The organism is Paenibacillus rubinfantis (assembly GCF_001486505.1).
Taxonomy (GTDB): domain Bacteria; phylum Bacillota; class Bacilli; order Paenibacillales; family Paenibacillaceae; genus Fontibacillus; species Fontibacillus rubinfantis.
In genome coordinates, this window is record NZ_LN909066.1 from 1,116,993 (window position 1) to 1,140,759 (window position 23,767).

19 protein-coding genes and 2 pseudogenes are annotated in these 23,767 nt (G+C 55.0%); 9 read left to right on the top strand and 12 right to left on the bottom strand.

The window, feature by feature from the left end:
- The 5 genes from BN3277_RS22745 to BN3277_RS22765 all read right to left on the bottom strand — a co-directional run bounded on the left by BN3277_RS22745 (position 1) and on the right by BN3277_RS22765 (position 6,506).
- Positions 1–1,830: a cache domain-containing sensor histidine kinase gene (locus BN3277_RS22745; protein WP_059046626.1), complete on the bottom strand. Its 1,830-nt coding sequence runs from the start codon at positions 1,828–1,830 to the stop codon at positions 1–3.
- Between the two features lie 10 nt (positions 1,831–1,840).
- Positions 1,841–2,677, bottom strand: a complete 837-nt coding sequence (locus BN3277_RS22750) for a response regulator transcription factor (protein WP_059046627.1) — start codon at positions 2,675–2,677, stop codon at positions 1,841–1,843.
- Positions 2,678–2,903: 226 nt separating this feature from the next.
- On the bottom strand, positions 2,904–4,595 hold the full coding sequence (locus tag BN3277_RS22755; RefSeq protein ID WP_059046628.1) for an extracellular solute-binding protein: 1,692 nt from the start codon (positions 4,593–4,595) through the stop codon (positions 2,904–2,906).
- Positions 4,596–4,666: 71 nt separating this feature from the next.
- Positions 4,667–5,560: a carbohydrate ABC transporter permease gene (locus tag BN3277_RS22760; RefSeq protein ID WP_059046630.1), complete on the bottom strand. Its 894-nt coding sequence runs from the start codon at positions 5,558–5,560 to the stop codon at positions 4,667–4,669.
- Positions 5,561–5,579: 19 nt separating this feature from the next.
- On the bottom strand, positions 5,580–6,506 hold the full coding sequence (locus BN3277_RS22765) for an ABC transporter permease (protein ID WP_392396658.1): 927 nt from the start codon (positions 6,504–6,506) through the stop codon (positions 5,580–5,582).
- Between the two features lie 259 nt (positions 6,507–6,765).
- Between BN3277_RS22765 and BN3277_RS22770 the strand changes: the two genes are divergently transcribed.
- The 3 genes and pseudogenes from BN3277_RS22770 to BN3277_RS22775 all read left to right on the top strand — a co-directional run bounded on the left by BN3277_RS22770 (position 6,766) and on the right by BN3277_RS22775 (position 10,501).
- Positions 6,766–8,118: an amino acid permease gene (locus tag BN3277_RS22770; RefSeq protein ID WP_059046636.1), complete on the top strand. Its 1,353-nt coding sequence runs from the start codon at positions 6,766–6,768 to the stop codon at positions 8,116–8,118.
- 518 nt (positions 8,119–8,636) lie between these two features.
- Positions 8,637–8,717 (top strand): annotated as a pseudogene (locus tag BN3277_RS25635) (asparagine synthase-related protein); the annotation flags it as partial.
- A 17-nt stretch (positions 8,718–8,734) separates the two neighbouring features.
- Positions 8,735–10,501 (top strand): alpha/beta hydrolase family protein, encoded by a 1,767-nt coding sequence (locus tag BN3277_RS22775; protein ID WP_187380115.1) that lies wholly within the window; start codon positions 8,735–8,737, stop codon positions 10,499–10,501.
- Positions 10,502–10,575: 74 nt separating this feature from the next.
- Here BN3277_RS22775 and BN3277_RS22780 read toward each other — a convergent pair whose 3' ends face one another.
- Positions 10,576–11,130 carry a GbsR/MarR family transcriptional regulator gene (locus BN3277_RS22780; RefSeq protein ID WP_059046637.1) on the bottom strand — a complete coding sequence of 185 codons (555 nt, stop codon included), beginning with the start codon at positions 11,128–11,130 and terminating at the stop codon, positions 10,576–10,578.
- A 346-nt stretch (positions 11,131–11,476) separates the two neighbouring features.
- Between BN3277_RS22780 and BN3277_RS22785 the strand changes: the two genes are divergently transcribed.
- From BN3277_RS22785 to BN3277_RS22800, 4 genes and pseudogenes are all read left to right on the top strand, one after another.
- A complete protein-coding gene (locus tag BN3277_RS22785) occupies positions 11,477–12,721 on the top strand; it encodes a quaternary amine ABC transporter ATP-binding protein (protein WP_059046640.1) in 1,245 nt (414 codons plus the stop codon).
- Positions 12,681–13,512, top strand: a pseudogene (locus tag BN3277_RS22790) (ABC transporter permease); the annotation flags it as partial. The gene BN3277_RS22785 and the pseudogene BN3277_RS22790, both read left to right, overlap by 41 nt.
- A gap of 15 nt (positions 13,513–13,527) precedes the next feature.
- Entirely contained in the window at positions 13,528–14,475 is a 948-nt protein-coding gene (locus BN3277_RS22795; RefSeq protein ID WP_392396651.1) for a glycine betaine ABC transporter substrate-binding protein, read from the top strand.
- A gap of 1,206 nt (positions 14,476–15,681) precedes the next feature.
- Entirely contained in the window at positions 15,682–15,864 is a 183-nt protein-coding gene (locus BN3277_RS22800; RefSeq protein WP_232436494.1) for a YjfB family protein, read from the top strand.
- A gap of 3 nt (positions 15,865–15,867) precedes the next feature.
- Here the strand turns inward: BN3277_RS22800 and BN3277_RS22805 are convergent, their stop codons facing one another.
- The 3 genes from BN3277_RS22805 to BN3277_RS22815 all read right to left on the bottom strand — a co-directional run bounded on the left by BN3277_RS22805 (position 15,868) and on the right by BN3277_RS22815 (position 18,388).
- Positions 15,868–16,299 (bottom strand): ASCH domain-containing protein, encoded by a 432-nt coding sequence (locus BN3277_RS22805; RefSeq protein WP_059046644.1) that lies wholly within the window; start codon positions 16,297–16,299, stop codon positions 15,868–15,870.
- A gap of 59 nt (positions 16,300–16,358) precedes the next feature.
- Positions 16,359–17,156: a patatin-like phospholipase family protein gene (locus BN3277_RS22810; RefSeq protein ID WP_059046646.1), complete on the bottom strand. Its 798-nt coding sequence runs from the start codon at positions 17,154–17,156 to the stop codon at positions 16,359–16,361.
- A 134-nt stretch (positions 17,157–17,290) separates the two neighbouring features.
- Positions 17,291–18,388 (bottom strand): DUF3298 domain-containing protein, encoded by a 1,098-nt coding sequence (locus BN3277_RS22815; protein ID WP_059046648.1) that lies wholly within the window; start codon positions 18,386–18,388, stop codon positions 17,291–17,293.
- A 465-nt stretch (positions 18,389–18,853) separates the two neighbouring features.
- Here BN3277_RS22815 and BN3277_RS22820 point away from each other — a divergent pair, with 465 nt between their 5' ends.
- Complete coding sequence (locus tag BN3277_RS22820; RefSeq protein WP_059046649.1) at positions 18,854–19,534, top strand: SOS response-associated peptidase; 681 nt, start codon at positions 18,854–18,856, stop codon at positions 19,532–19,534.
- Positions 19,535–19,625: 91 nt separating this feature from the next.
- Here BN3277_RS22820 and BN3277_RS22825 read toward each other — a convergent pair whose 3' ends face one another.
- Positions 19,626–19,904 (bottom strand): DUF6171 family protein, encoded by a 279-nt coding sequence (locus BN3277_RS22825; RefSeq protein ID WP_316244818.1) that lies wholly within the window; start codon positions 19,902–19,904, stop codon positions 19,626–19,628.
- Between the two features lie 6 nt (positions 19,905–19,910).
- Entirely contained in the window at positions 19,911–21,407 is a 1,497-nt protein-coding gene (locus BN3277_RS22830; RefSeq protein ID WP_059046650.1) for an alpha-N-arabinofuranosidase, read from the bottom strand.
- A gap of 187 nt (positions 21,408–21,594) precedes the next feature.
- Between BN3277_RS22830 and BN3277_RS22835 the strand changes: the two genes are divergently transcribed.
- Complete coding sequence (locus tag BN3277_RS22835; protein WP_059046651.1) at positions 21,595–22,500, top strand: ArsR/SmtB family transcription factor; 906 nt, start codon at positions 21,595–21,597, stop codon at positions 22,498–22,500.
- A gap of 95 nt (positions 22,501–22,595) precedes the next feature.
- On the opposite strand, the gene BN3277_RS22840 is transcribed toward BN3277_RS22835, so the two are convergent.
- Positions 22,596–23,762, bottom strand: a complete 1,167-nt coding sequence (locus BN3277_RS22840; protein ID WP_059047436.1) for a glycoside hydrolase family 88 protein — start codon at positions 23,760–23,762, stop codon at positions 22,596–22,598.
- Between the last annotated feature and the right edge of the window lie 5 nt (positions 23,763–23,767).

Genomic DNA, 23,767 nt, shown 5'->3' on the forward strand with positions numbered 1-23,767 from the left:
TCAAGACGTGCTAGCATCCGTGCGATCTGACGATTCCGGAGCTCGAGAGCTATCCGGCATCCGCCCGGCGGCGGGGACGGCCGGAAACCGAATCAACACCGTCGTGCCGATCCCCGGTCGGCTAAAAATCCTCACCCCGTACGCCGTGCCAAAATGCAGCTGAATCCGGCTATGCACGTTCCTTATGCCAAAGCCCGCCTCCGCCCCGGGAGCGGGATCGAAGATTTGCCGAAGTCGTTCCGGTGACATGCCGATCCCGTCGTCGATGATTTTTAAGCAGATGTCCCGCCCTTCCTTATAGCCCTGAATGCGCACGTGAATCGGGTCGCCAAACCAGGCATGCTCCAGCGTGTTCTCGATAAACGGCTGCAGCACCAGCTTGACCGTCACGTAAGAGAAGATTGTCGGGTCGACCTCAAAATCAAATGACACCGCCTCGCCAAACTTCGTGCGCTGGATATTGATATACGCCTCGGCCTGAGCCAGTTCGCTGTGTATCGGAATGATCGTGCGTCCGTCGCTGAGCGACATGCGGTAGAATTTCGCCAAATCCAGCACCATACGCTGCAGCTTGTCGATCTCCCCAAACTTCGCCAGCCGGCTGATGGAGGACAACGTATTATAGAGGAAATGCGGATTAATCTGCGCCTGGAGCGTTTCCAGCTCCGCTTCTTTCTTTTCCAGTTGGGTCAGATAGACCTGTTCAATCAGCTGCTCGATATTATGGCCCATCTCGTTTAAGGCGGAGGCGATCTGGGAGAACTCGTCCTTCCCCCGGTACCGCATCCGTTTATGTAAATCACCTTCACGGAAGGCGTTCAGGACCGACACGATCTTTGTCACCCGAATCGAGAAATAACGGGAGATAAACATCCCGGCAAACGTAAACACGATCAGGCACAACACGCAGATCAAAGTGACGAACCAACGCACCTTCGCGGAGTCCTGTTCCATAATCGTAAGCGGGACCCGGGCCGTCAGCACCCATCCCGGGCCGGCGACCTCCTCCCGGATGGTTAAATATTCGGACGCCTTCTCCCGGCTTCCACCAACGCCGATCGCTTCGCTTCCGCCGGATTGGTACAACGTCCTTCCCGCCTCATCCTGAATCAGCAGTTGGCTGCCCTCGCCGATCTTGCGGTAATCGAGCGTTTCGAACAGCTCGCTATTTCTTACGCTTAGCCGCAGGAAGCCGATTTCCTGCAAAACAAGCGGCTTATCGCTGTCGATCAGCCGTCGCAGCAGCGAAATCCTGCCATACTCCGGGTCCTTTTCCACCTCGCGCCATACGAGCGTTTCCCCATATTCTTCTTCCGGGAACTCCCGATACCAAGGTTTGTCCTGAATCCGCTGAAGATGATAGATGTTGTAATGGCCTTCAAGCGCATCCGGATTCTCATGGTTAAAGGAACCATGATAAATCTCCGGCAGCGTTTCGTTCTCCAGGAAGACGTACATGGCCATATGTAACCCGGTCGCGTTTAAGGCGATATGGAGCTTCGGCTGAAGCACCGTCGTCGTGCGCTCATAGCTGCTCCAGCCCTCCTCGTAGCTGCGCAGCTGCATTACCAGCGTGTAATCGTGATACAGCATGGAGGAGACGCGCTCCACGTCCGCTATTTTGTATTCGAGGTTATCGCGGATTTGCAGCAACGTACCTTGAATGTTGCTGCGGGTTTGCTTGCGGATCGACTCCTGATAGAGGGAATGAGAGAAATAGCCGATCGCAAGGACCGGGATCAGAATAAAGACGAGGTACGTCAACATCAGCTTGTAACCAAAAGGCAAGTAACGCGGCGATCGGGCTGACGAAACGCGGAGAATCTTCATCAAAGGCGGCTCACTCCCGTTTGCGGAATTCCATCGGCGTCATCCCGAAGGTCTCTTTAAATTGCCGGCTGAAATAAGGCATATAACGATACCCGACCTGACCGGCGACCTCGTAGATTTTCACCTTCGGGTCCTTCAGCAGCTCACGGGCCCGATTCATCCGCAGCTCGGTCAGCATTTCGCTGAAGCCTTGACCGGTTTCTTCCTTAAATAAGTGCCCCAAATAGTTTGGGGAAAAAGCAAACTGCTGGGCGATGTTCTTCAAGGTCAGGTTCTCGTGGAGGCGCGCCTGCATCGTAGCTACGATTTCACGGACCAATCGGCTGCAGCCCGGCATATCCCCGGACTGCATCGCCACCGGTTCGTCCTGCCGTCCTCGGATGTCCTCCGCCTTGTCGCCTCGACCTTCCTGCGCCTCCAGCGCCTGCATCATCTTCAGGTACTGCTCCTCCGTCCGTTTGCGATGAGCTTCGTACTCCAGCTCAAGGGTAATTTGCCTTAGCGAGGCAACCAGCTCGTCGTCATCCATCGGCTTCAGCACATAACTGCATGCCTTTAATGAAATCGCTTGCTTAACATAATGAAAATCCTGGTGTCCGCTGACAAATACGACCCGGACATCCGGCTTCCGGTCCATCGCCCGGCGTGCCAGCTCCAGTCCCGACATATTCGGCATGTTCACGTCCGTGACCAAAATGTCCACCGCTTGACGTTCTAGCAGCTCGCAGGCCGAGAAGCCGTTGCTGACGGCCCCTACCACCTCCATCCCCAACTCGGACCAGGGAATAAACGTCCTCATGCCCTCCAGGTCAAGATGCTCATCATCGGCAAGCAATACCTTGTACACGATCGTGTCAGCCCCCTTTTTCCTTGCGGAAGTCCGGTTTCAGCTCCGTATATCCCTAAGTATACCCGTCCCCCCAGGCGGTTGAGAACGGAGAAAATTCTCTAATGAACTCAGACTCGCGAAAATGGCTGTACTCGGCCCGGCCCGACCGAACCGGCAACAGCGCGGATGCAAGAAAGGGGAACCCGCAAAACCAGGCCCCCTCCCCATATATCCTGCTATCCCGTTAATTGCCTTGGATGATCTCCAAATTTTCGTGCCAACGCTTGGAGTAATAATCCAGCAGCTTCTGGAACCCGATGGACATCGTATCGTCATGCGCTTTGTCCAGGATGGCCAACGCTTCCTCATCCGATTTGGCGTAAAGGGCTTGGGCTCGGGCCTTCTGCCAGATGTCCTTGGCGCTCTGGAACGTGATGCCCTCTTCGGTATCCGGGAGCGGATTCAGATTGATGAACTCCGTTGCGTCCCCTTGCGTTTTCCAAGTGATCTCATACTGCCAATAGGTCGACCAGTTCCGTTCGTTCTCCGGCAGCGTCGCTTCGAATTTCCCCTTGATGTCGTCGACATACACGGTGTTGCCAACCCACATCACCGGGTCCATCTTCGCTTGGTAATCGGCCAGCTTTTCTTTGTTTTTCGTATAGTTTTCGGTAAACTTCGGCGTTACCCCGTCGGCCTCCAGCCCTTGCCAGAACTCGCCTTCAACGCCCCACATCTGCAGCCGCATCCCCTCGGGACCGGTCCACCAGTCGAGGAAGGCGAAGATCGCTTCCGGGTTTTTGGCGCTGGTCGTAATGACCGCAGCATTCCAGCCAAGCATGTTGTAGGTGCCGGGATAAATTTTGTTTTTGTCCAACCCTTCTTTGTGAATCGGCCATACCATGAAATAACCGGCATCCGGATCCTTCTGCGACAAGGCCGCATGCGCCTGCATGGCGTAGAGGGTTGGGTTCGAAGAAGCGTACACCGCCACCTTGCCGTTCATCAGCTTTTCTTGTACCTGATCCCTCGTTTGCGTCATGGCATCCTGCGTGATGAGCTTCTCGCGGAACAGCTTCGCCGCATAAACAACCGACTCGCGGTAGGCTTCATCCTTATAGATAGAAGTCATCGTGTCGCCGCTCGGCACGGCAAAATAACGCGTAAAGCTTAAGTTATCCTCTTTAAATGCGGAGTAGATCTGATCCAGGCCGTGACCTTCGCTGGCCAGGTCCGTTTCCATCGGCACCACGTCCGGATATTTCTCCTTCACCTGCTTCAGGTAAGCGTACAGATCCTCGGTCGTTTCCAGCTTGGGCGAGCCCAGCTCCGCATAGATCTTCTTGTTTACGACCCAGCCCGCGTTGCCGTTCGGGCGGTTGGTATACCAGTTCGGGAATTGATACAGCTTGCCGTCCGAAGAGCGCAGCATGTTCATTGCTTTCGGATCCAGCCATTGCTTCAGGTTAGGATACTTGTCGATGTAATCATCCAAAGGCACCAGCAGCCCCGCTTCGCGCAGCCGCTCCACATCCGCACCGCGTTCTCCCCAGATCACGTCGGGCAAGTCGCCGGAAGCGATCATCGTGTTTAGCTTTTGCACCGTATTGCCGCCGTTTGGAATTTCGGTGATATTCACCTTCTTGTTGTCCTTCACCCAGGCGGTTGTCTCGTCAGCGCCCCACTTAGGCATCGTGTACCAGTCATAGTTGCCGTAGAACGTAAAATCCAACGGCTCCTTGCCTAGCTCATACAGCTGCGGTTCCGCGGATTCCGCCTGATTTGTCCCCGCATTCCCCTCGTTGCCGGTTGGCGTCTTGGCGGCATCGCCACCCCCATTATTGCCCCCGCCTCCGCCGGAGCATCCGGCGACGAACAGGACGAGCACGAGGCCTACGGCCATCAGCCAGCTCAAACGTGTTCCCCTTTTTTTCATGCGACGCTTTATCCCCTTTCCCTTTCCTTATTTATGTTTAAAGCAGAGCATTCTGCTTCAAACGCCACCCGCTACTCCTTCAGGGATCCGACCAGAACCCCTTTCACAAAATACTTCTGCACGAACGGATAAACCAGTACGATTGGGAGCGTAGCCACCATCATCGTGGCCATCGACAACGATTTGCTGGTTACGGTTTTGGCCTGCGCGAGATGCGCCTGCGCCGCCGCGTCCAGATTGGCCGTCTGCTCGGATACGATATTGGAGGCAAGAATTTGCTTTAGAATCGTCTGGATTGGCAGGAGCTCCTCTTTGGAGATGTAAATGCTGGCCACGAACCACTCGTTCCAATGCCCCACCGCCGTAAACAGCGACAATGTGGCGATCACCGGTCCCGACAGGGGCAGCACGATGCGGAACAAGGTGCCCCAATTCCCGCAGCCGTCGATTTTCGCCGATTCCTCCAGCCCCTGTGGGAGCCCCTGGAAGAAAGTCCGGAAGATAATCATATTCCAAACCCCAATCAATGAGGGAATAATGTAAACCCAAAACGAATTAAACATCCCTAGATTGCGGATAAGCAGGAAGGTCGGAATCAGCCCGCCGGAAAAATACATCGTAAAGATGCACATCAGCATGTAAGCTTTACGACCCATCAGCTCGCGTTTCGTCATGCCGTAGGAAAAGATCGCCGTCGCCAAAATGGCGGTAAGCGTTCCGACAACCGTCCTCGCCACGGACACCAGGAAACCCGACATCAGCCGCTCGTCCTGGAACACCACTTCATAGTTCTCCAGCGTAAAAACCCGCGGCCATAGCGTGATCCCGCCTCTGGCGGTATCCAATCCCTCGTTCAGCGATATCGCGATCGCATTCAGGAACGGATACAACGTAGAGAGGGCAAAAAGCGTCAAAAACGAATAAATGAATCCAACCATTACCCGGTCGCCTCTGCTGCTGTACATCGCGATCACCTCCTCCTGCTTACCATAAGCTGTTGCCGGATTTGCGGGCTACATAGTTGGCGATGGTCAGCAGCCCAACGCTGACGACCGCTTTGAACAATCCGACGGCGGTGGCGTAGGAATATCGGTAGTTGTTGATCCCGACGCGGATGACATACGTATCGATCACATCGGAGACATCCCGCAGGGCCGGATTCACCGCTAGCACGAGAATGTCCTCGAAGCCGGCGCTAAGCAAATTGCCGATCGCCAAAATCATAAAGATCGAAATCACCGGCATAATGGATGGAAGCGTTATCAAATAAATCTGTTTAAAACGGCTGGCTCCATCGATGGAAGCCGCCTCGTACGTATGCGGATCTACTCCGGCGATCGCCGCAAGATACACGATCGAACCAAAGCCGATCTCCTTCCAGACGTTGGTCGTGATGAGGATGCCCCAGAAATATTCAGGCAAGGAAAGGAAATTAATAGGCTCTTGAATGAGGTTCAGCCGCTCCAGCAGTAGGTTCAAGCTGCCGTTGTCCGTCGCGAGCATCGAGGCGACCAGGCCGCCGAGAATAACCCAGGACATAAAATGCGGCAAGTAGGTAATCGTCTGTACCACGCGCTTGAATACCATTTTTCGCACTTCGTTTAGCATCAAGGCCAACAGGATCGGCGCCGGAAAACCGATGCAGAACTTCAGCAGGCTGATGACGATCGTATTGCGCATGACGGTATAAAATTCCGGTGAGTGAAAGAAGTAAGCAAAGTGCTTCCAGCCCACCCAAGGGTTGCCGGTAAAGCTGTGTCCGATCTTGTAATCCTGAAAAGCGATCAGGACCCCATACATCGGGATATAGCTGAACACGAAAATCAGGGCAAGCGCCGGGAGCACCATCAGTTGCAGATCGATTTGCCTGAAAAAACGTGCGACTCCGTGATTCCTTCTCTTATATGGCATAGGCGGCAGGGCAGGTTTCATTTGCCGATCGGCGGACAGCCGGGCCATAACGCTTCTCCCCTTTACGCATTATTCGTCTTGAGAATAATTGTATCTTGGCCTTCGGGCGCCTGCCTACCTGACCAATCAACGAAATCTGATAAAAATCAATCGGCTATGATTTCATTTCCTCCAAGCGGGGAATTGGTGTAATATTAGTCCGTGTTGCATTTTTGGGCATTTCGAAAGATTTAACTTCTGTTTAGGGGGCTTTATTTACGTGAAATCTGAACCTACTACGCTGCAAAAAAAACTACTGCCCCGCCACATCAGCTTTATGGCCATGGGGGGCGTCATCGGTACGGGAATCTTCAAAGGCAGCGCCGAGACGGTTAGCCTGGCGGGTCCCGGCGTGATCTTCTCTTACGCCTTCGCCGGATTGCTGCTGCTGGTCGTCATGGGCGCCATTGCTGAGCTGGCGACCGCATATCCCGGCCGAAATATGAAGGATTTTATTCGGGAAGCGTTTGGCGAACGCATCTCCTTTATCTTGGGTTGGCTTTATTGCTTCATGTGGCTGGCGGTCTGCGTGATCGAAGTGATCGCCGCCGGCAGCTTCCTCCAGTTCTGGCTGCCGGATGTCCCGCTGTGGGTACTCAGCTTGGCCAGCGCGGTCTTTATTCTGGCGGTAAATATGATGAGTGTAGGGGGCTATGGCGAATTTGAATTTTGGCTCGCCGGGATCAAAATCGCGATGATCATCGTCTTTATCCTGCTTGGCGCAGCCATGCTGTTTGGTCTCCTTCCCGGTTCCGAAGCGCCGTTTCCGCATAATTACAGCGACTATGGCGGCTTTTTCCCGAACGGCTGGACGGCGATCTTCTCGGCGCTGCTGGTCGTTATGTTCTCCTACGGCGGCTCGGAGCTAATCGGACTCACCTTGTCGGAAGCCAAGGACGCAGAAAAGGTGCTGCCCCGGGTGGTCAAAAACTTTATTTTGCGCGTGGTGTTGTTTTATACCTTGCCGATTTTGATCATTTGCGGTCTTGTTCCGTGGAACAGTCTCAGCGAACAGACCAGCCCGTTTGTCCAGGTGCTGACATCGGCGGGACTGCAAGGTGCGGCGCATCTGATGAACTTCATCCTGATTACAGCCGTCTTGTCCGCAGCCAATTCCGGTATTTACGGCGCAACCCGGATGCTCCATTCCATGGCTACCGGAGGCGAAGCGCCGGCCGGGCTGGCGCGGATTTCGGCCAAAGGCGTTCCGATCAACAGCTTGATCCTCAGCGGTATCGTCCTGATCCTTGGCTCCATGCTCGCCGTGTTTAATCAAGCGGGTTTGTTCCGCCTGTTGATGGCTGTGCCCGGCTTTGTCGTGCTGCTCGTGTGGATTACGATCTGCTTGTCCCAGTTGAAGCTGCGCAAGCGTTATCCGGTGACACCTAGCTTTAAGGTCTGGGGCTTCCCCTATATTACGGGGCTGACCGTGGTTTGCTTATCCGTGATTGCTCTGCTGTTCCTGTTTGATGCGCAAAATCGAATCAGCATCGGCGTTTGCTTGACTGTGCTCGCCCTGTTGATCGTGTGGTCGACCGTCCGTTTCCGCTCGCGCCCGAGCCATAAAGGATAGTTCTGTAGTCGAACCCTGCATTCCCCTGTTCTCCCGTCCCCCCGCCCATGATACAATGGGGGTAGAGGAGAGAGAATACGACTTTGGGGGAAACTATGGAACTTCAGGTTGTTACCGAACTGTTGTCGAGCAAGCCGAAATGGCGCTACCGGATCGCTCGCCGACTCCGGAACGCTTACCGATATGATACCGCCTTTTGGCGGTCCGCCGTTGCCGGCCCCTGGGGGGCCGGCATGTTCGCGTTTGGCCTGCTGGCGTTGGGCATGCCGACCGGGCTTGGCACCGCGGTCGACCTGCTGCTGTTCCTGTTGGCCGGAACGCTGGGCCTGTACCTGACCGCCCACACCGCCGCGCTGCTGCTGGCGTTGATCGGCGTGCCGATCCCCCGTCTGTTTACGGGCGCGGTGCTGTTTGATTTTGCCGCCGTTTTCGTGATCTTCAACTATAACGAGGTCTCCGCGGCCGCGTCGGCGGTCGTGGCCGGAGGAATCAGCCTGGCGGGGATCGCCGCCGGGCTGTTATTTTGCCGGGAGATCAAAAAAGGGGCCACCGTCGCCATCTCCGGCGAAGCCGCGGACGAAGTGTTTGGCGGTTACCCGAAGCCCCCGCTCCGGCCGTGCCCAGCCTGGCCGACCAGCTAGAGAGCCCCGCCGAGCCGGGCCCCTATGAAGTGTCGACCTTGACGTACGGCAGCGGGAACGACGCTTGGCAGCCGGAATATGGCGCAGCGGTCGATATCACCTCCGAGGCCGTAGATGCCTCGGCTTATATCAAAAAGTGGTCGGTCTATCGGACCGCCTATTGGGGCTTTAATCAGCGCGCGTTGCCGCTGAACGGAAGAGTCTGGATGCCCGCGGCGGCCGAGGCGAGCGTAGATGGACGAACCGACGGAGGCACCGGCGCTGAGGGCCAAGGCCAATTCCCGCTCGTCCTGATCGTTCACGGCAACCACCTGATGGAGGATTTCTCCGACGATGGGTACGCTTATCTCGGGGAACTGCTGGCCAGCCGTAGTTTTATCGCCGTCTCCATCGATGAGAACTTCCTGAATTATTCCGTGTGGACGGGAATTCCCGACAACGATATGAAGGTCCGGGCCTGGATCTTGCTGAAGCATTTGCAGCAGATCGGCACTTTTGCCGCTGAGCCCGGCAACCCGTTATATAACAAAATTGATTTTACCCGCGTTGGCCTGGCCGGCCATTCCCGTGGCGGCCAAGCGGTCGCGATGGCCGCGGATTACAAGGACTGGTTCGGGGACGACGCCGAGCTGATGCAAAGCCTAGCCTCCTTCCGGATCGAAGCGGTCGCCGCCATTGCCCCCACCGACAAGAAGGTGGACGGGAAGTTCACCCAACTGAAGGATGTCAGCTATTTGACGCTGCAAGGCGCGCGGGACGGCGACGTTAGTGACTTTGACGGCGATCGGCAGTATATGCGGACGAGTTACTCGCAAGGCGGAAGCCGATTTAAAGCTTCGCTGTACATCGGGGACGCCAATCACAGCCAATTCAACAGCAGCTGGGGCGGCCGCGATGTCAGCTATCCAAAAGGCATCCTGCTCAGCCGCAACGGGATGCTGTCGCCTAACGAGCAGCGCAGCATCGCCAAAGTGTATCTCTCGGCTTTCTTCGAGGAAACACTGCGCGGCGGAGTGTCCGGAGCCAACGACTACAACTACCTCCCGCTGCTGCAGGATTACCGCACCGGTTCAGCCTGGCTCCCGGATACCGCCTATTACAACCGGTTTGAGAGCGGTGCGTTCGCCGCATGGGCCCGCTACGACGAGGATTCGAACCGGATGACGCTGCCGGGCGGCGGCAAAGCGGAGGCCAGCGCCCTGTCCTGGAAGGAAGAAGATGCGAAAAACCGGCAAAACGGCGGCAAGCCGTCGCGTGGGATCGTCCTGGAACGCCGGCAAAACGGCGACGAGCCTTCCACTTACGCGCTGACCTGGGAACACGGCGCTCCCCTCCCGGTCGGAGGCAAACCGGAGGCGCTGGCGTTCTCGTTGACCGACCGCAGCTTCGAGCTAGAGGACGGCGATACGCCGGATGCCGCCTTGGCTTCGGGCACCGTCACACTGGAGATCGAGCTGACCGACGGCAATGGCACCTCTGTTCGGCTGCCGTTGGCGCGGTTCATGGATGCCGAGCCGCTCCCCGTGACCTCGTTTACGATCCATCCTTGGCTGGAACGTCACCTGTCCGGCGGCAAATACAAGCATCCGACGGAAGCGGTCTATCAGACCTACCGCCTGTCCCTGGCGGACTTCGCCGCCGCCGACCCGGACTTTGCTCCGGACACCGGCATCCGGAGATTGGCTTTCCGCCTCAGCGGCGGCTCCGCCAAGCTGATGCTCGACGATATCGGGGTTTATTAACGCAAAAAAACGCTTATTCCCGGCACCGCCTGACGGCGCTGTTGGGATAAGCGTTTCTTTTTTTATATGGGGAGCTATTCGGTTTCTTTCGGTACCAGCTTGTAAATCTCTCCGCTTTCCATCGTATCGATCAACCGGTCCAGCCATTCGTAATACTTGATCGTTTCTTTCATCTTGCGTACGTCTTCCTCCAGCACCCGGCGGAGCGGTCCTTCCGCTTCCTCCGCCATCGCTTTGGTCAATTCGTCAATCGAGCGGCGCAGCACCAGAATGTTGCTCTCCACCGCTTTTCTCCATTTGATCGCGAAAAAGTCCGTAAACGTCTGGTACCAATCGTACTCCACTTCATATAAGTCCTTGCGGGAGCCTTTCTCCCACACTTTATTAACCATTTTGAGATCCAGCAGGGTGCGGACTCCCGTGCTCATGCTGGTTTTGCTCATTTTCATTTCCATGCCCATCTCGTCGAGGGTCATCGGCTTGTCGGCAAAGAAGAGCAGACCATACAAATGTCCTGTCGATAAAGAAACTCCATACAAGTCCATATTCCGCCCGATCGCTTCGATCACGCGCTTGCGTACCTTCATTAATAATGCCTGCTGCTCATCGGTGAGCTGGTCCAAGCTCATGCTTGCAACCTCCTATTCATTTGCAAAAAAACTCTCCGGCTGTCGCGCGTTGTTCCGCGAATCTAAGTCGCGTGCGGCTCAACGCTTATTCTATCTTAAGAAAGTCAAGCCCAAAAGTAAAGAAGTTGCCTAGGTAGCATTTGGGAGGATTCCGGAGTTATCCGGAGGTTCTTTACGTTCAGTTTTTTCTGTACGTTCCTTACGTACGGTTTTCATCTTTGCGTTATGAATGGGGGCTTTGTTACACTTACATCACGGATTGATGCGATATGAACTCGCTAAGTGATTGGTTGCCGCGAAGGCGTATCGAAGGGGGAGCTCGAGGATTTAGAAAAGGAGTGAATCTATGAATCAGCCATTATTACAAGTACGTGAAGTTAGCAAACTATTTGGCCCTCATGCGGAGCAGGGGGTGCCTCTATTAAAGCAAGGCTACACTAAAGAGCGCCTGTTGAAGGAAAAAGGCATCACCGTTGGCGTCGGACAGGTCAGCCTGGACATCCGCGAAGGCGAGATTTTCGTCATCATGGGTTTGTCCGGGAGCGGTAAATCGACGCTGGTTCGCATGCTCAATCGATTGATTGAACCTACAGCCGGCGAGATTCTGCTGCATGACCGGGACCTCCGCAAAATGAATAAAGCCGAACTCCGCGAGGTTCGACGTAAATCGATCAGCATGGTATTCCAGAAGTTCGCCTTATTCCCGCACCGGACTGTCCTGCAGAACGTGGAATACGGACTGGAAATCCAGAAGGTCGCGAAAAAAGAACGCCGCGACAAAGCAATGCAAGCCCTGGAGCTCGTCGGCTTGAAGGGCTGGGAGCTTAAGATGCCGGATCAGTTGAGCGGCGGCATGCAGCAACGGGTCGGCTTGGCCCGTGCGCTGGCCAATGATCCGGAAATCCTGCTGATGGACGAAGCGTTCAGCGCGCTGGACCCGCTCATTCGCCGCGACATGCAAGACGAGCTGCTAGAGCTGCAGGAGAAGATGAAGAAAACGATCGTCTTCATTACGCATGATTTGGATGAGGCCCTCCGTCTTGGCGACCGGATCGCCTTGATGAAGGATGGGGCGCTCGTCCAAATCGGCACGCCGGAGGAAATGCTCATGAACCCGGCCAACCGTTATGTCGAGCGGTTTATCGAGGACGTGGATCTGTCCAAGGTGTTAACCGCAGCCCGCGTCATGCGCCGGCCGGAAACGGTCACGTTAGATCGGGGACCTCGCGTTGCGCTTGAGCTGATGCGAGAGCGGGGCATCTCCAACCTGTTCGTCATCGACCGGGGCAAACGCCTGCTTGGCGTAATTACGGCCGAGGACGCCTCACGCGCCGCCAAATCAGGTGCCGGCCTGGAGGACATCCTCATTACAGACGGCCCCCGTGTGGCTCCGGATACCGTACTGAGCGATCTTTTTGAGGTCACCAGCTCTTCCAAGGTTCCGCTGGCTGTCGTTGACGAGCAAGAACGCTTGCTTGGCGTCATCGTACGCGGCGCCGTGCTGGGAGCCCTGGCCGGAGAACATCATGAAGCCAAGGAGGTGAGCCCGGATGAAGTCCATACCGAAATTGCCGTTAGCCGAGTGGATTGAGTCGCTGGTCGACGGAATGGAGCGTACGCTTGGGGGATTTTTCGACGGATTGTCCTTGACGATCGAAACGATCGTTGACTTTTTCGCCGGATTGTTTCTTCTGCCGCATCCCCTGCTCTTTATTGCCATCATCGGAATCATCGCTTATTTGATTGGAAAATGGCAGCTGACTCTGTTCACTGTTATCGGTTTTCTGCTGATCGACAACCTGGGCTATTGGACCGAGACGATGAACACGTTAGGCCTGGTGATCACCTCCGGCTTGATTTCAATCCTGTTGGGCATTCCAATTGGCATCTGGAGCGCCTACAGCAAGGTCGTTCATCGCATCGTCTCGCCGCTGCTGGATTTCATGCAGACGATGCCGGCGTTCGTCTATCTGCTTCCGGCCGTGACGTTTTTCAGTCTAGGCGTCGTTCCCGGGGTCATCGCCTCGGTGATCTTCGCCATCCCACCGACGATCCGGCTCACTTATCTGGGTATTAAGCAAGTGTCCGGCGAGCTAACGGAAGCCGCCAACGCCTTCGGCTCCACGTCGTGGCAGAAGCTGTTTAAGGTGGAGTTGCCGCTCGCCATGCCGACCTTGATGGCCGGGGTGAACCAGACGATCATGCTGTCGTTGTCGATGGTCGTTATCGCCTCGATGATCGGTGCGCAGGGCATTGGGGCCACCGTTTACCGGGCGGTCACCCAGTTGAAAATCGGGCAAGGGTTTGAGGCTGGTCTGGCGGTAGTCGTTCTGGCGATTGTGCTCGACCGTTTTACGCAAAACCTGTTTAAATCCAAAACACAAAGGGGAGATTAAGATGAAAATGAAAATGACGAGGAAGTTGATGGTGCTGGCAGGATTGGTGGGCATGTTGGCGTTGTCCGCCTGCGGGCAAGCGAACAATTCTACAGCTGGCGGTACAAACAACACGCCGGATGCTTCGGCAAACGGGGCGGGTAACGCCTCTGCTGGAGCCGTCGGCGAGCAAGTCGATTACGAAATCATCGGCATTGACCCTGGTGCCGGAATCATGAAAGCGACCAGCCAAGCGATCGAAACCTACGGTTTGGATGGCTGGAACCTGATTGAAGGCTCCGGTGCAGCCATGACAGCGATGCTGGACAAAGCGGTCAAAGCCGAAAAGCCGATCATCATCACCGGCTGGACGCCACACTGGATGTTCGCCAAATACGATCTGAAATATTTGGAGGATCCGCAAAAGGTCTACGGCGAAGCCGAAGAAATTCACACGGTGGCGCGGAAAGGCTTGAAGGACGACCATCCAACCGCCTATGAATTCCTCGATCGCTTCGAGTGGACGTCGGATGAGATGGGCGAGATCATGACGGCTATCCAGGAAGGCCAGGACCCGGCGGAAGCCGCCACAGCCTGGGCAGATGCGCACACGGACCGCGTTGACAGCTGGACCGAAGGCTTGACGCCGGTAGATGGCGACAAACTCAAGTTGAGCTATGTCGCTTGGGATTCGGAGATCGCCAGCACCAACCTGCTGGAATACGTGCTTGAAAGCAAGCTGGGTTATGACGTTGAATCCCTCCAAGTTGAAGCCGGCCCAATGTGGACTGGTGTCGCCAGCGGTGACGTCGATGCAACGGCAGCGGCTTGGTTGCCGCTCACCCATGCCGATTACTGGGACAAATACGGCGAACAGCTGGACGATCTCGGCGCTAACATGACCGGCGTCAAAACCGGCCTGGTCGTCCCGGCCTACATGAACATCAGCTCGATCGAAGATTTGAAGTAATCGGAGTAACGATTTGACTAGACTAGGCCGCGCTTGGCTGGGGTTAAGCTAAGCGTGGCTTAGTTTGGCTGAGCTTGACTGAGCTGAGTTTGGCTCGGCTAGGCTGAGCTCGACTCAGCTTGGTATGGCTGAGCTTGGCTCGGATGGCTGGGCCGAGCTCGAATCGGAAGGCTGGGGCTAGACTCAGCACGTTATGCTCAGCTTGGTTCGGATCTTCTCGGCTCGGCACGCCCTTCTTTTCCTAACGGACCTCAGAGACCTTATTCACCCATTTCCCGGCGATTTCCCGCTGTAACGGACCTCAGGGCCCTTATTGGGCTCTAATCCCAGCAAATAAGCTGCTTTTACCCAAAATAAGGTCATCTAGTTCCGTTACAGCAGAGAACACCTGTGAAGTGTAGAAATAACGCCTCCTAGGTCCGTTAGCTCTTTAACACTCTCGGTTCAAACGCCAAAACCTAGGGGCTGAGTAGCGGAGCGTACATGGAGGTACGTGAGCAACGGAAGACCCGGCTGAGTTCAAGATTCGATGCCGCTTCCTCTTCTCTGAAATGGCTTCGTGATCGGAAGATGACTTTTTGAACTACCTTATTTTAGTGAAGGTTCAAAAAGTTAGGTTTCGAGCACCGAGAAGGATGGACGAACCTAGGGGCTGAGTAGCGGAGCGTACATGGAGGTACGTGAGCAACGGAAGACCCGGCTGAGTTCAAGATTCGACGCCGACCCTCTTCTCTGAAATAACTTCGTGATCGGAAGATGACTTTTTGAACTACCTTATTTTACTGAAGGTTCAAAAAGTTAGGTTTCGAGTACCGAGAAGGTTGGACGAACCTAGGGGCTGAGTAGCGGAGCGTACATGGAGGTACGTGAGCAACGGATGACCCGGCTGAGTTCAAGATTCGATGCCGCTTCCTCTTCTCTGAAATAACTCCGTGATCGGAAGATGACTTTTTGAACTGCCTATGAAAAAAGGAAGAAGCCACCCCTATTCGGGGTGGCTTCTTCATGTATATATCAATTAAGAAGAGGGAGTATCTAAAGAATAGCACCGGTTCCTTAAAGGAACATTACAGAAACCTGAAGATCAGCTTAAAATTTCATGTCCTAATCCTTTGCCGTCGCAGACCCAGCGGTCGTAGGCGATTCATGCTGGAAAAGTTTATCGTTTGCCGCCCAAAAGCCGATACAAAATGAATAGGAGGTGACATGATGGATATTGCAGCAGCGTCTGTAGCTATGAGCCAAAACGCGCTTTCTCAAGCCGTTGGCATCCGCGTGCTGAGCATGGCCAAAAACCAGGCCGAAATCCAGGGTCAAAATATCGTGCAAATGATGTCGCAAAGCCAACCTCATCCGACGCTCGGAAAGCACTTGGATCTTAAAGTATAATGTTCAACAGTTCCATAAGCCTTGTTTGCCGAGGGCAGGAATCGGCTCCGCAAGCCGGCACAACTCGGTCAATTCCCAGGCGTACCGGCCCGGCGCGAAATCGCCGAACCGGTATTCCTGCCCTGCGGCTTCCAATCGCCGTTCCCCTTCGCCTAACCATGCGGTCTGTCCGTCGTTAAGCATTACCGGAAGGCAGTCATTCAACCGACAGACAGCTACGATTGCACCCATCGGCAAATACTCAGCAGACGTATAACCATGCGCCGCTAAAAGGGATCGAATCGGCTCCGTCTCGCAGGCCTTCCGATCCACCTGCTTGCCGGCATGAATGCCAAGCTCCCCGCGATAATTTGTTTTCCAGCTCCTCGTCTCCAACCGTTTGGCCCCAATCGCAATCAACGTCGCCCATGGTTGCCGTATCGTGATGCATCGCATGTGACTCCCCCAGTTTTGTTCTTCTTCTGATTCCAGTGTTAGAAATGAAGCCGCTGACTTCAAAGGAACCCCGGCTTCACCCGCCTTACCTCCGCCTTCAGCTCTTCCATCATGCACTCCGCCGCCTCCTCGCCCGCTTTGATGCAATCGGGCATTTTGGAGAAGTCAAACGCGGACACATGCCCGACATCTGGACGGATGACGATATCGGCCAACCGCAGGCTGGTATGCTTACGTTCGGCGGTCATCAGACTATAGGAGCGATATACAACCTCGATCATGTTGCGGGGCGGCTTTTTCTCGTGTTCTCGGGTAACGTCCACCGCAATAATCAACCCTACGTCCTTCCGCTTCAACTCCTGTACAGGCAAATTGTTCAGCACTCCGCCGTCGACTAGCACCTGATCCTCCCGCACCAACGGAGCAAATACCCCCGGAAACGCCGTCGTCGCCCGCAGCGCCGTCCCCAAATCACCGCGATCCAGGATGACCTGCTTGCCCTGCATCAAATCAACAGCTACCGCCTTAAACCGAATGGGAAAATCCTCAATCTTCAGCTCCTCTTTGCCATGCTGCCGGAGCAGCTCGTGAACGGCTTGGTAGATTTTATTCCCGCCGATCAGCCCTCTTTGGCGGATTCCCAAATCCATCAGCCGGTATTTCGGTGTGTGGTACAGCAAGTCCTCAATGTCCCCCGCCGGAATACCCGCAGCATACAAGCCTCCGATCGCGCCGCCCATACTGGTGCCCACGATCGCATCCACCGGGATGCCGTGCCGTTCGAACGCCTTCAACACGCCTAAGTGAGCGAGTCCCCGTACTGCCCCGCCGCCTAACACCAACCCCACTTTTTCCATGGCAATCTCCCCGTTTGTCGTCCTTTACTAAAAATACATATTCTTCAGCTTTGACCGAAGTTCCTCCTCTCCCAAACAAAGCCCCGAATCGATAAGATATCGACCCGGGGCGAGCTAGAGCGCCTATAGAATTGTTATTGAAAAGCGGCGTAAGGAATGACGAATTCCGGTATCCCTGCCACATAAGGCGTATATTCATAGAGGGAAAAGTAAATGACAACCCCGTTCCGATTCAGGAAAAAGTCGCGATCCTCTTCAATCGATTCAAACGGGCTAATCAGCGCCAGCTCTCGTTCTTTGATTTCAGCCTTGATCTTGCTGTTGATAATCGATACATAATTTGCGTTGTTGTTTGTTACGTCATTTAAGGTCAACACATTGCCGGTCGACAAATCAAATGTGTACGGAACGCGGAACGTAATCCCATGCGCTCCCCCAAGGTCTTGATAATAATCTACATAGAGACTTAACCGGCCTTTTTCGTTATACGTCACGGTGAAGCGCCCATCAAAACTAGGCTGACGCACCGACTCGTTTGGGTTCTTTTTGAGAATCTCGTTGTTTTCCTGAACGGCCGGACTCATTTCCTTCGCCGCTGCGGCAATATACTTATCCGCTTCTTCCTTGAGGAAGGTGTTGATTTTCTGCTGAACCCCGCTATCGGCTAATCCGGAAAGGACCGGATAATAAGCGTGTAGCGATTTCCCGTCCCCGTCTGCCCCAATCTCCTTCGCGCTGATCTTCACGTCGTTCTCTTGAATGGCTTGAAGGGCAATGAGCTTCGTGGAGGAATCATAGCCAACGTCATACCCCATTTTTTCGAGAATGAAGCGCAAGGGCAAATAGGTTGTGTGATCCTGAACGACTAACTCCGGTCCCCAAGTCGCCCAAAGAAGCTGATCATTTAACTTAAAAGAGGAGGCATTCAGATCGATCTCCAACACCCGGTTTTTGCCGGTAACTTTCGCCACCTGTGTTGCATTATCAAAGTTGATGCCCAGCCCCAGCCCGTTGCTCAAATCACGCAAAGCGATATACGTCGTGCCGTTGAGATTGATGGTTTTGATCGTTTTCTTGGCCCCTTCGATGCTGAAGGGTTGAGGAGAAACTGTGTATTTCGCTTTAGCTGCGGCTTCCGCCTGCGGAACCGGCAACGATATAGCTAGAGGTGCGGCCAGTATGGCGGCAGCGAGGGTTAATTTCATCCAAGTTCTGCTTTTACGTTGATTCATGGTTATTAGTTCCTTTCGTTATGGTGTGGTTTGAAAGAACCGGAACTGATCATTATATCGGTTAAACGAAGCAGTAGGTGGAAAAGTTGCACACTGGTTTGGAAATTTGTTGCAGGAATGTGACGATGTAGATTAGCCCCGGCCGGAAGTTTGCGAGATGTAAAAGTACAGTTGAATTCCGCTAAAATCGGCTGATTTGCCTCCTTGAGATGTAAAAGTGCATTTGATCATCACCAAATACCGGGGAATCTACGTCAATAGGCCAAAATGAACTGTACTTTTGCATTTAAGCAGCCCGAAAACTCACTTTTGGAGGAAATGAACTGCACTTTTACATCTGACTAACCTGATTAACATAAGAAAGGCGGCCAAACGGTGTAGGTGTATATCCATGGAACTGGTATGCCCGCAAACAAATCGATTACAATGGTGATAGATCAATCCAATACGATGGAGGGTACCCCCATGTGCGGCCGTTTTACCATTACGCTTCCTTTGGACGAGCTGATCGTCAGGTATCTGATCTTTGAAAACCGGCTGGCGAAGTTCGCCCCGAATTACAACGTAGCACCGATGCAGTTTATTCCCGCCGTCATTTCCGGCAAGGAGGGCCATCGGCTGGGCGAGTTGCGCTGGGGATTGGTGCCGTCTTGGGCCAAGGAGGACAAGATCGGCGGCAGCATGATCAACGCCCGCGCCGAATCGCTCACGGAGAAGCCAGCATTTCGCAAGCTGCTGACGTCCCGGCGTTGCCTGATCCCTGCCGACGGTTTTTATGAATGGCAGCAGCGGGCCGGGGGCAAACAGCCTTTTCGGATCGTGATGAAGGACGGGGGCTTCTTCTCCTTTGCGGGCTTGTACGATATTTGGAGCGACCCGCAAGGAAACAAGCTGGCCACCTGCACCATCATCACCACGGAGCCCAATTCGCTGATGGCCGAGATCCATACTCGCATGCCCGCGATTCTACGTCCCGAGCATGAAGCTGAGTGGCTGGCCCGGGACAACGCAGACGCGCAGGCGCTGCTGAAGCTACTCCAACCCTACGAGAGCGCCAAAATGCGGGCTTACCCGGTATCGACGGCCGTGGGAAACGTCAGGAACAATTCGAAGGAGCTGCTGGAGGAAGTCAAATCGTCCGGTTAAGCTCCTCTATCTCATATCTCCGAAAAAAAGGCTTCGCCTTTCCGCGCAAGGTTCCCCACCCTGCAAACGAAAAGTCGAAGCCCTCTTTGATTCAACCCTGGTCTCCTGCCCATAACCCGCCGCCCGGCAGCGGGCAATTCCGCTCCTTTAACCAGGCAACGACCGGGATGATACACCCGCAGGCCGTGCAGGTCATCCCGTCCATCAGCTTGGGACAAGCTTCGCAAGTACGCAGCCGCTCCCGATACTGCGCCTCAGTTACTCGTCGTTCAGGCGCAAACGCCGTCGTCTGCAGCAAGCGCTGGATTTGCTCATCCGTGACCCGGTAGTCGTCCCGGCAGGCTTTGCATGAGGTATCTGCCATCGCCATCCGACGTTAGCCCCTCGCCACCAGTTCCAGCGTCGTTACCGACATGGCCGGCAGGTTGATGGTCAACATCCCGCCGCTCAGCTGAAACGACTCGAACGGCTGCGGCTTCACGGCCTCCGGCTGCACAAACGTATTATGGGCGTCGATCCGATCGCCTGTCAAAGTCGAACCCGTAATCGCCAGGCCGTTCCCTTCCAAGCCCCGAACGTCGATCACAACCTGTGCTTCCGCATGGTGCTGCAGGTTACAGAAGCTGAGATGGATCTTCCCTTGCGCATCGCGCGACGCCGTGGCGGTCACCGCAGGAATCTCTTCTTCGTCCAGCTTGTAACTGCCCATATCCAGTGAAAGATCCAGCAGCTCCGCATCCTGGTGAACCTTATACATGTCGAACACATGATACGTTGGCGTCAGAAGCATCTTCTCGCCTTCTGTCAGGATAACGGCCTGGAGCACGTTGACGGTCTGGGCGATATTCGCCATGCGCACCCGCTGGTTATGTTTATGAAAAATATTCAGCGTCAGCCCGGCGACAAGCGCGTCGCGCATCGTATTTTGCTGATACAGGAATCCCGGGTTGGTTCCCGGCTCCACGTTGTACCAGGTCCCCCATTCATCCACGATCAACCCAACCCGGCCTTCCGGATCGTATTTATCCATGATTGTGCGATGGCGGGTGATTAGTTCATCCATGTGAAGCGCCTTCTTCAGCGTGGTAAACCAGGCGCGCTCGTCGAACCCGGTCGCCGCACCTTTATCCTGCCAGTTATCGGTTGGCAGTGTGTAATAATGCAGCGTGATGGAATCCATAAACCGTCCGGCTTCCCGCATCAACACGTCCATCCAGTTGTAGTCACCCGAGTTTGGCCCGCAGGCGATCCGGTGAATCCGGTTGTCGTCATAGTTGCGGACGTAGGTCTGATACCGGCGGTACTCGTCCGCATAATATTCCGGACGCATATTGCCGCCGCAGCCCCAGTTCTCGTTCCCCACGCCAAAGTATGTGACTTTCCACGGCTCTTTGCGCCCATTTTCAGCCCGCAATTCAGCCATCGGCGATACGCCGCCGAAGGTAAGATACTCAACCCACTCCGACATCTCCTGTACCGTTCCGCTGCCAACGTTGCCATTGATGTAAGGCTCGCAGTCCAGTTGCCGGCAGAGCTCCATAAACTCATGCGTCCCGAAGTGGTTGTTCTCCACCACGCCGCCCCAATGGGTGTTGATCATCCGTTTGCGCGTTTCCTTGGGCCCGATCCCATCCTTCCAGTGATATTCATCGGCAAAACAGCCCCCCGGCCAGCGCAGCACCGGAATCCGAATCTTCTTAAGCGCTTCCACAACATCGTTGCGAATACCGTTTGTATTCGGGATTGGGGAATCCTCTCCCACCCAAATCCCTTCATAAATGCAGCGCCCCAAATGCTCAGAGAAATGCCCGTAAATGTTGCGGTTAATCGTTCCTTTGCCGGCATCGGCGTTTAGTACCCCTTGTAATGGCATCTCGTAGTTTCACCCCTTAGTTAATATAAATATTAATCAAGTAACTATACCACTAATATTATAGGCGGCATGGCGGCCATTCGTCAAACGATTTTCATAAAGCCAGGGAAGCATGGTTATGCTTGTCAAACCCCGGACTTTTCGTTAATATAATGATTAATTTTACTTCGGGTAAGGTGGGAGAACTTTGAAACTTGATCTAACTGAACAATCGCTGCCCGTATACGAAGCGCTGTCGAGTCCCGTTCGTCTGCGCATCCTGCGGCTGTTAGCCAACCGCCCGATGAACATTAAGGAATTGGCCGCCGCCGTCGGGTTATCCAGCGCGATCATGACCATGCACGTACGCAAGCTGTCCGAATGCGGGCTGGTCGCCACCCAAATGGCCCCCGGTAAAAGCGGCCTTCAGAAAATTTGCTCGCTCGCCGTCTTTGGCGCGGAAATTCTGTTTCCGTCGCAGGCAACAGCCGAACGTAAAAGCTATCGAGTCGAAATCCCGGTCGGGCATTACTCCGATTTTCACATCGAGCCGACCTGCGGAATCGCAACGACCGGCAAGATCATCGGCAGCTTTGACGATCCCCGGTACTTCTGGGATCCGGAGCGGATTCATGCCGCGATTTTGTGGTTCGGCACGGGATTTATCGAATACAAAACCCCCAATTACCTGCTGTCCAGCCAAGAGCCCGAGGAGCTGGTCTTTACGATGGAGATCGCATCCGAAGCCCCGGGAACCAAGGAGGATTATCCATCCGATATTACGTTCACCTTGAATGGGAAACAGCTGGGCACCTGGACGAGTCCCGGCGACTACGGGGATCAGCTGGGCAAATATACCCCGGACTGGTGGCCGAGACAAGCGAATCAATATGGACTGTTAAAGCGGCTGCGGATAACGGCAGACGGGACATATATGGACGGGTTAAAAATGTCGGAGGTCACGCTTCGCGACATCGATATCCGGCAAAAGCAGTGGACGTTCCGCTTGTCCGTTGAACCGGATGCCCGCTATCCGGGCGGCTTAACCCTGTTTGGTAAAGGGTTTGGAAATTACGGGGAACATCCAAGCGCGGAAGTGTTCTACGTGGAATAGAGTAGTAAGAGTAGGAGAAGCTATCGCCATAAAAATAGGGCTGCCCCAATGCCATCATCTATGGCCTTTGGGGCAGCCCCGTTTTTTTTCGCGTGCTATTCCCAATACGTTGGTCCGCCCACCCTCAACCGGGCGAGGCCTTCCACGAAGAAATAGTCGCCGTAAATCAACGGCACGTCGATGTTGGTGCCCTGCGGATAATTGCTGGTCCCGTGCAGGATTAAGCCCTCCTCCACCGGGTCCTCCCAGGCACCGTAGTTCTCGTACAGCGACTTCAGGATGCGTTCGCCTCCTTCACGGTACTTCGCCGCAGACGCAGCCGCGACCGCACCAACATCTGCACCTGCGCTTGCACCGCCAAGCTTCTCCGCCAGCAGCAACAGGCCGCTGGCCGCACAGGAGCCGGCGGACGAGTCCCTCAGATCGCGCAGCTCTTCCGGCGCGCGGAAATCCCAAGCCGGCACGTGATCGTCCGGCAGCTGGCTAAGGAAGAAGTCCGCCACCCGCAACGCGGCGGACAGATACTCCGGCTTGCCGGTATGGTGGAAGCCTAACGTCAAGCCGTAAATCGCCCACGCTGCCCCGCGCGACCACGCCGACTCCGGCGCGTACCCCTGGCCACCCTGCGGCCCAACCCGCTCGCCCGTCTCCGGATCAAATACCACGATATGATAAACCGAGCCGTCATCGCGGACAAAGTGATGGAGCACCGTATCCAAATGCGCTTCGGCGACATGCGCAAACCGCGGATCGCCGCTTTCGCGAGACGCCCAGAACAGCAATGGCAGGTTCATGCAGCAATCGATAATCGCCCACCCTTCGTTCCGCTCGCCTTCCTTCCATGGATTCCACGCCCGAATGTAACGCCCCTTCAGGTTAAAGCGCGCCGCCAAATAGTTCGCCGCCTTCAGCGCCCGAATCCGCGAGGGTTCGCTCCCCGTCAGCTTATAAGCAGCGATGCTGGTTAACGTCCACATAAACCCGAGGTCGTGGTCCAGCCGCACATAACCGTCCAGCACCTCGTCCAGTTTAGTCTCGCAGGCTTGTGCCAGCGCTTTTAATTCCTCCCGGCCGCTTCCCTCATACAACAACCATAACATTCCCGGCCAAAACCCCGCCGTCCACCAGGCCGGCTCAGCCAAATCATAAACCCCGCCCTGGCTGGCGTGCGGAAACCCCGAGCCGATGCGCGCTGTATTCCGCAGCGTTTTGTCCAGCGACTTCGCCCAGGCCTCTTCCACCCATACCCTTTCGTTCCCCATCTGAA

Bases quoted from the DNA above. Each gene is read 5' to 3' on its own strand.
- BN3277_RS22745 (WP_059046626.1), bottom strand. From the start codon at position 1,830: ATGAAGATTCTCCGCGTTTCGTCAGCCCGATCGCCGCGTTACTTGCCT.
- BN3277_RS22755 (WP_059046628.1), bottom strand. From the start codon at position 4,595: ATGAAAAAAAGGGGAACACGTTTGAGCTGGCTGATGGCCGTAGGCCTC.
- BN3277_RS22760 (WP_059046630.1), bottom strand. From the start codon at position 5,560: ATGTACAGCAGCAGAGGCGACCGGGTAATGGTTGGATTCATTTATTCG.
- BN3277_RS22765 (WP_392396658.1), bottom strand. From the start codon at position 6,506: ATGCCATATAAGAGAAGGAATCACGGAGTCGCACGTTTTTTCAGGCAA.
- BN3277_RS22780 (WP_059046637.1), bottom strand. From the start codon at position 11,130: ATGAGCTTGGACCAGCTCACCGATGAGCAGCAGGCATTATTAATGAAG.
- BN3277_RS22785 (WP_059046640.1), top strand. From the start codon at position 11,477: ATGAATCAGCCATTATTACAAGTACGTGAAGTTAGCAAACTATTTGGC.
- BN3277_RS22795 (WP_392396651.1), top strand. From the start codon at position 13,528: ATGAAAATGAAAATGACGAGGAAGTTGATGGTGCTGGCAGGATTGGTG.
- BN3277_RS22800 (WP_232436494.1), top strand. From the start codon at position 15,682: ATGATGGATATTGCAGCAGCGTCTGTAGCTATGAGCCAAAACGCGCTT.
- BN3277_RS22805 (WP_059046644.1), bottom strand. From the start codon at position 16,299: ATGCGATGCATCACGATACGGCAACCATGGGCGACGTTGATTGCGATT.
- BN3277_RS22810 (WP_059046646.1), bottom strand. From the start codon at position 17,156: ATGGAAAAAGTGGGGTTGGTGTTAGGCGGCGGGGCAGTACGGGGACTC.
- BN3277_RS22815 (WP_059046648.1), bottom strand. From the start codon at position 18,388: ATGAATCAACGTAAAAGCAGAACTTGGATGAAATTAACCCTCGCTGCC.
- BN3277_RS22820 (WP_059046649.1), top strand. From the start codon at position 18,854: ATGTGCGGCCGTTTTACCATTACGCTTCCTTTGGACGAGCTGATCGTC.
- BN3277_RS22825 (WP_316244818.1), bottom strand. From the start codon at position 19,904: ATGGCGATGGCAGATACCTCATGCAAAGCCTGCCGGGACGACTACCGG.
- BN3277_RS22830 (WP_059046650.1), bottom strand. From the start codon at position 21,407: ATGCCATTACAAGGGGTACTAAACGCCGATGCCGGCAAAGGAACGATT.
- BN3277_RS22840 (WP_059047436.1), bottom strand. From the start codon at position 23,762: ATGGGGAACGAAAGGGTATGGGTGGAAGAGGCCTGGGCGAAGTCGCTG.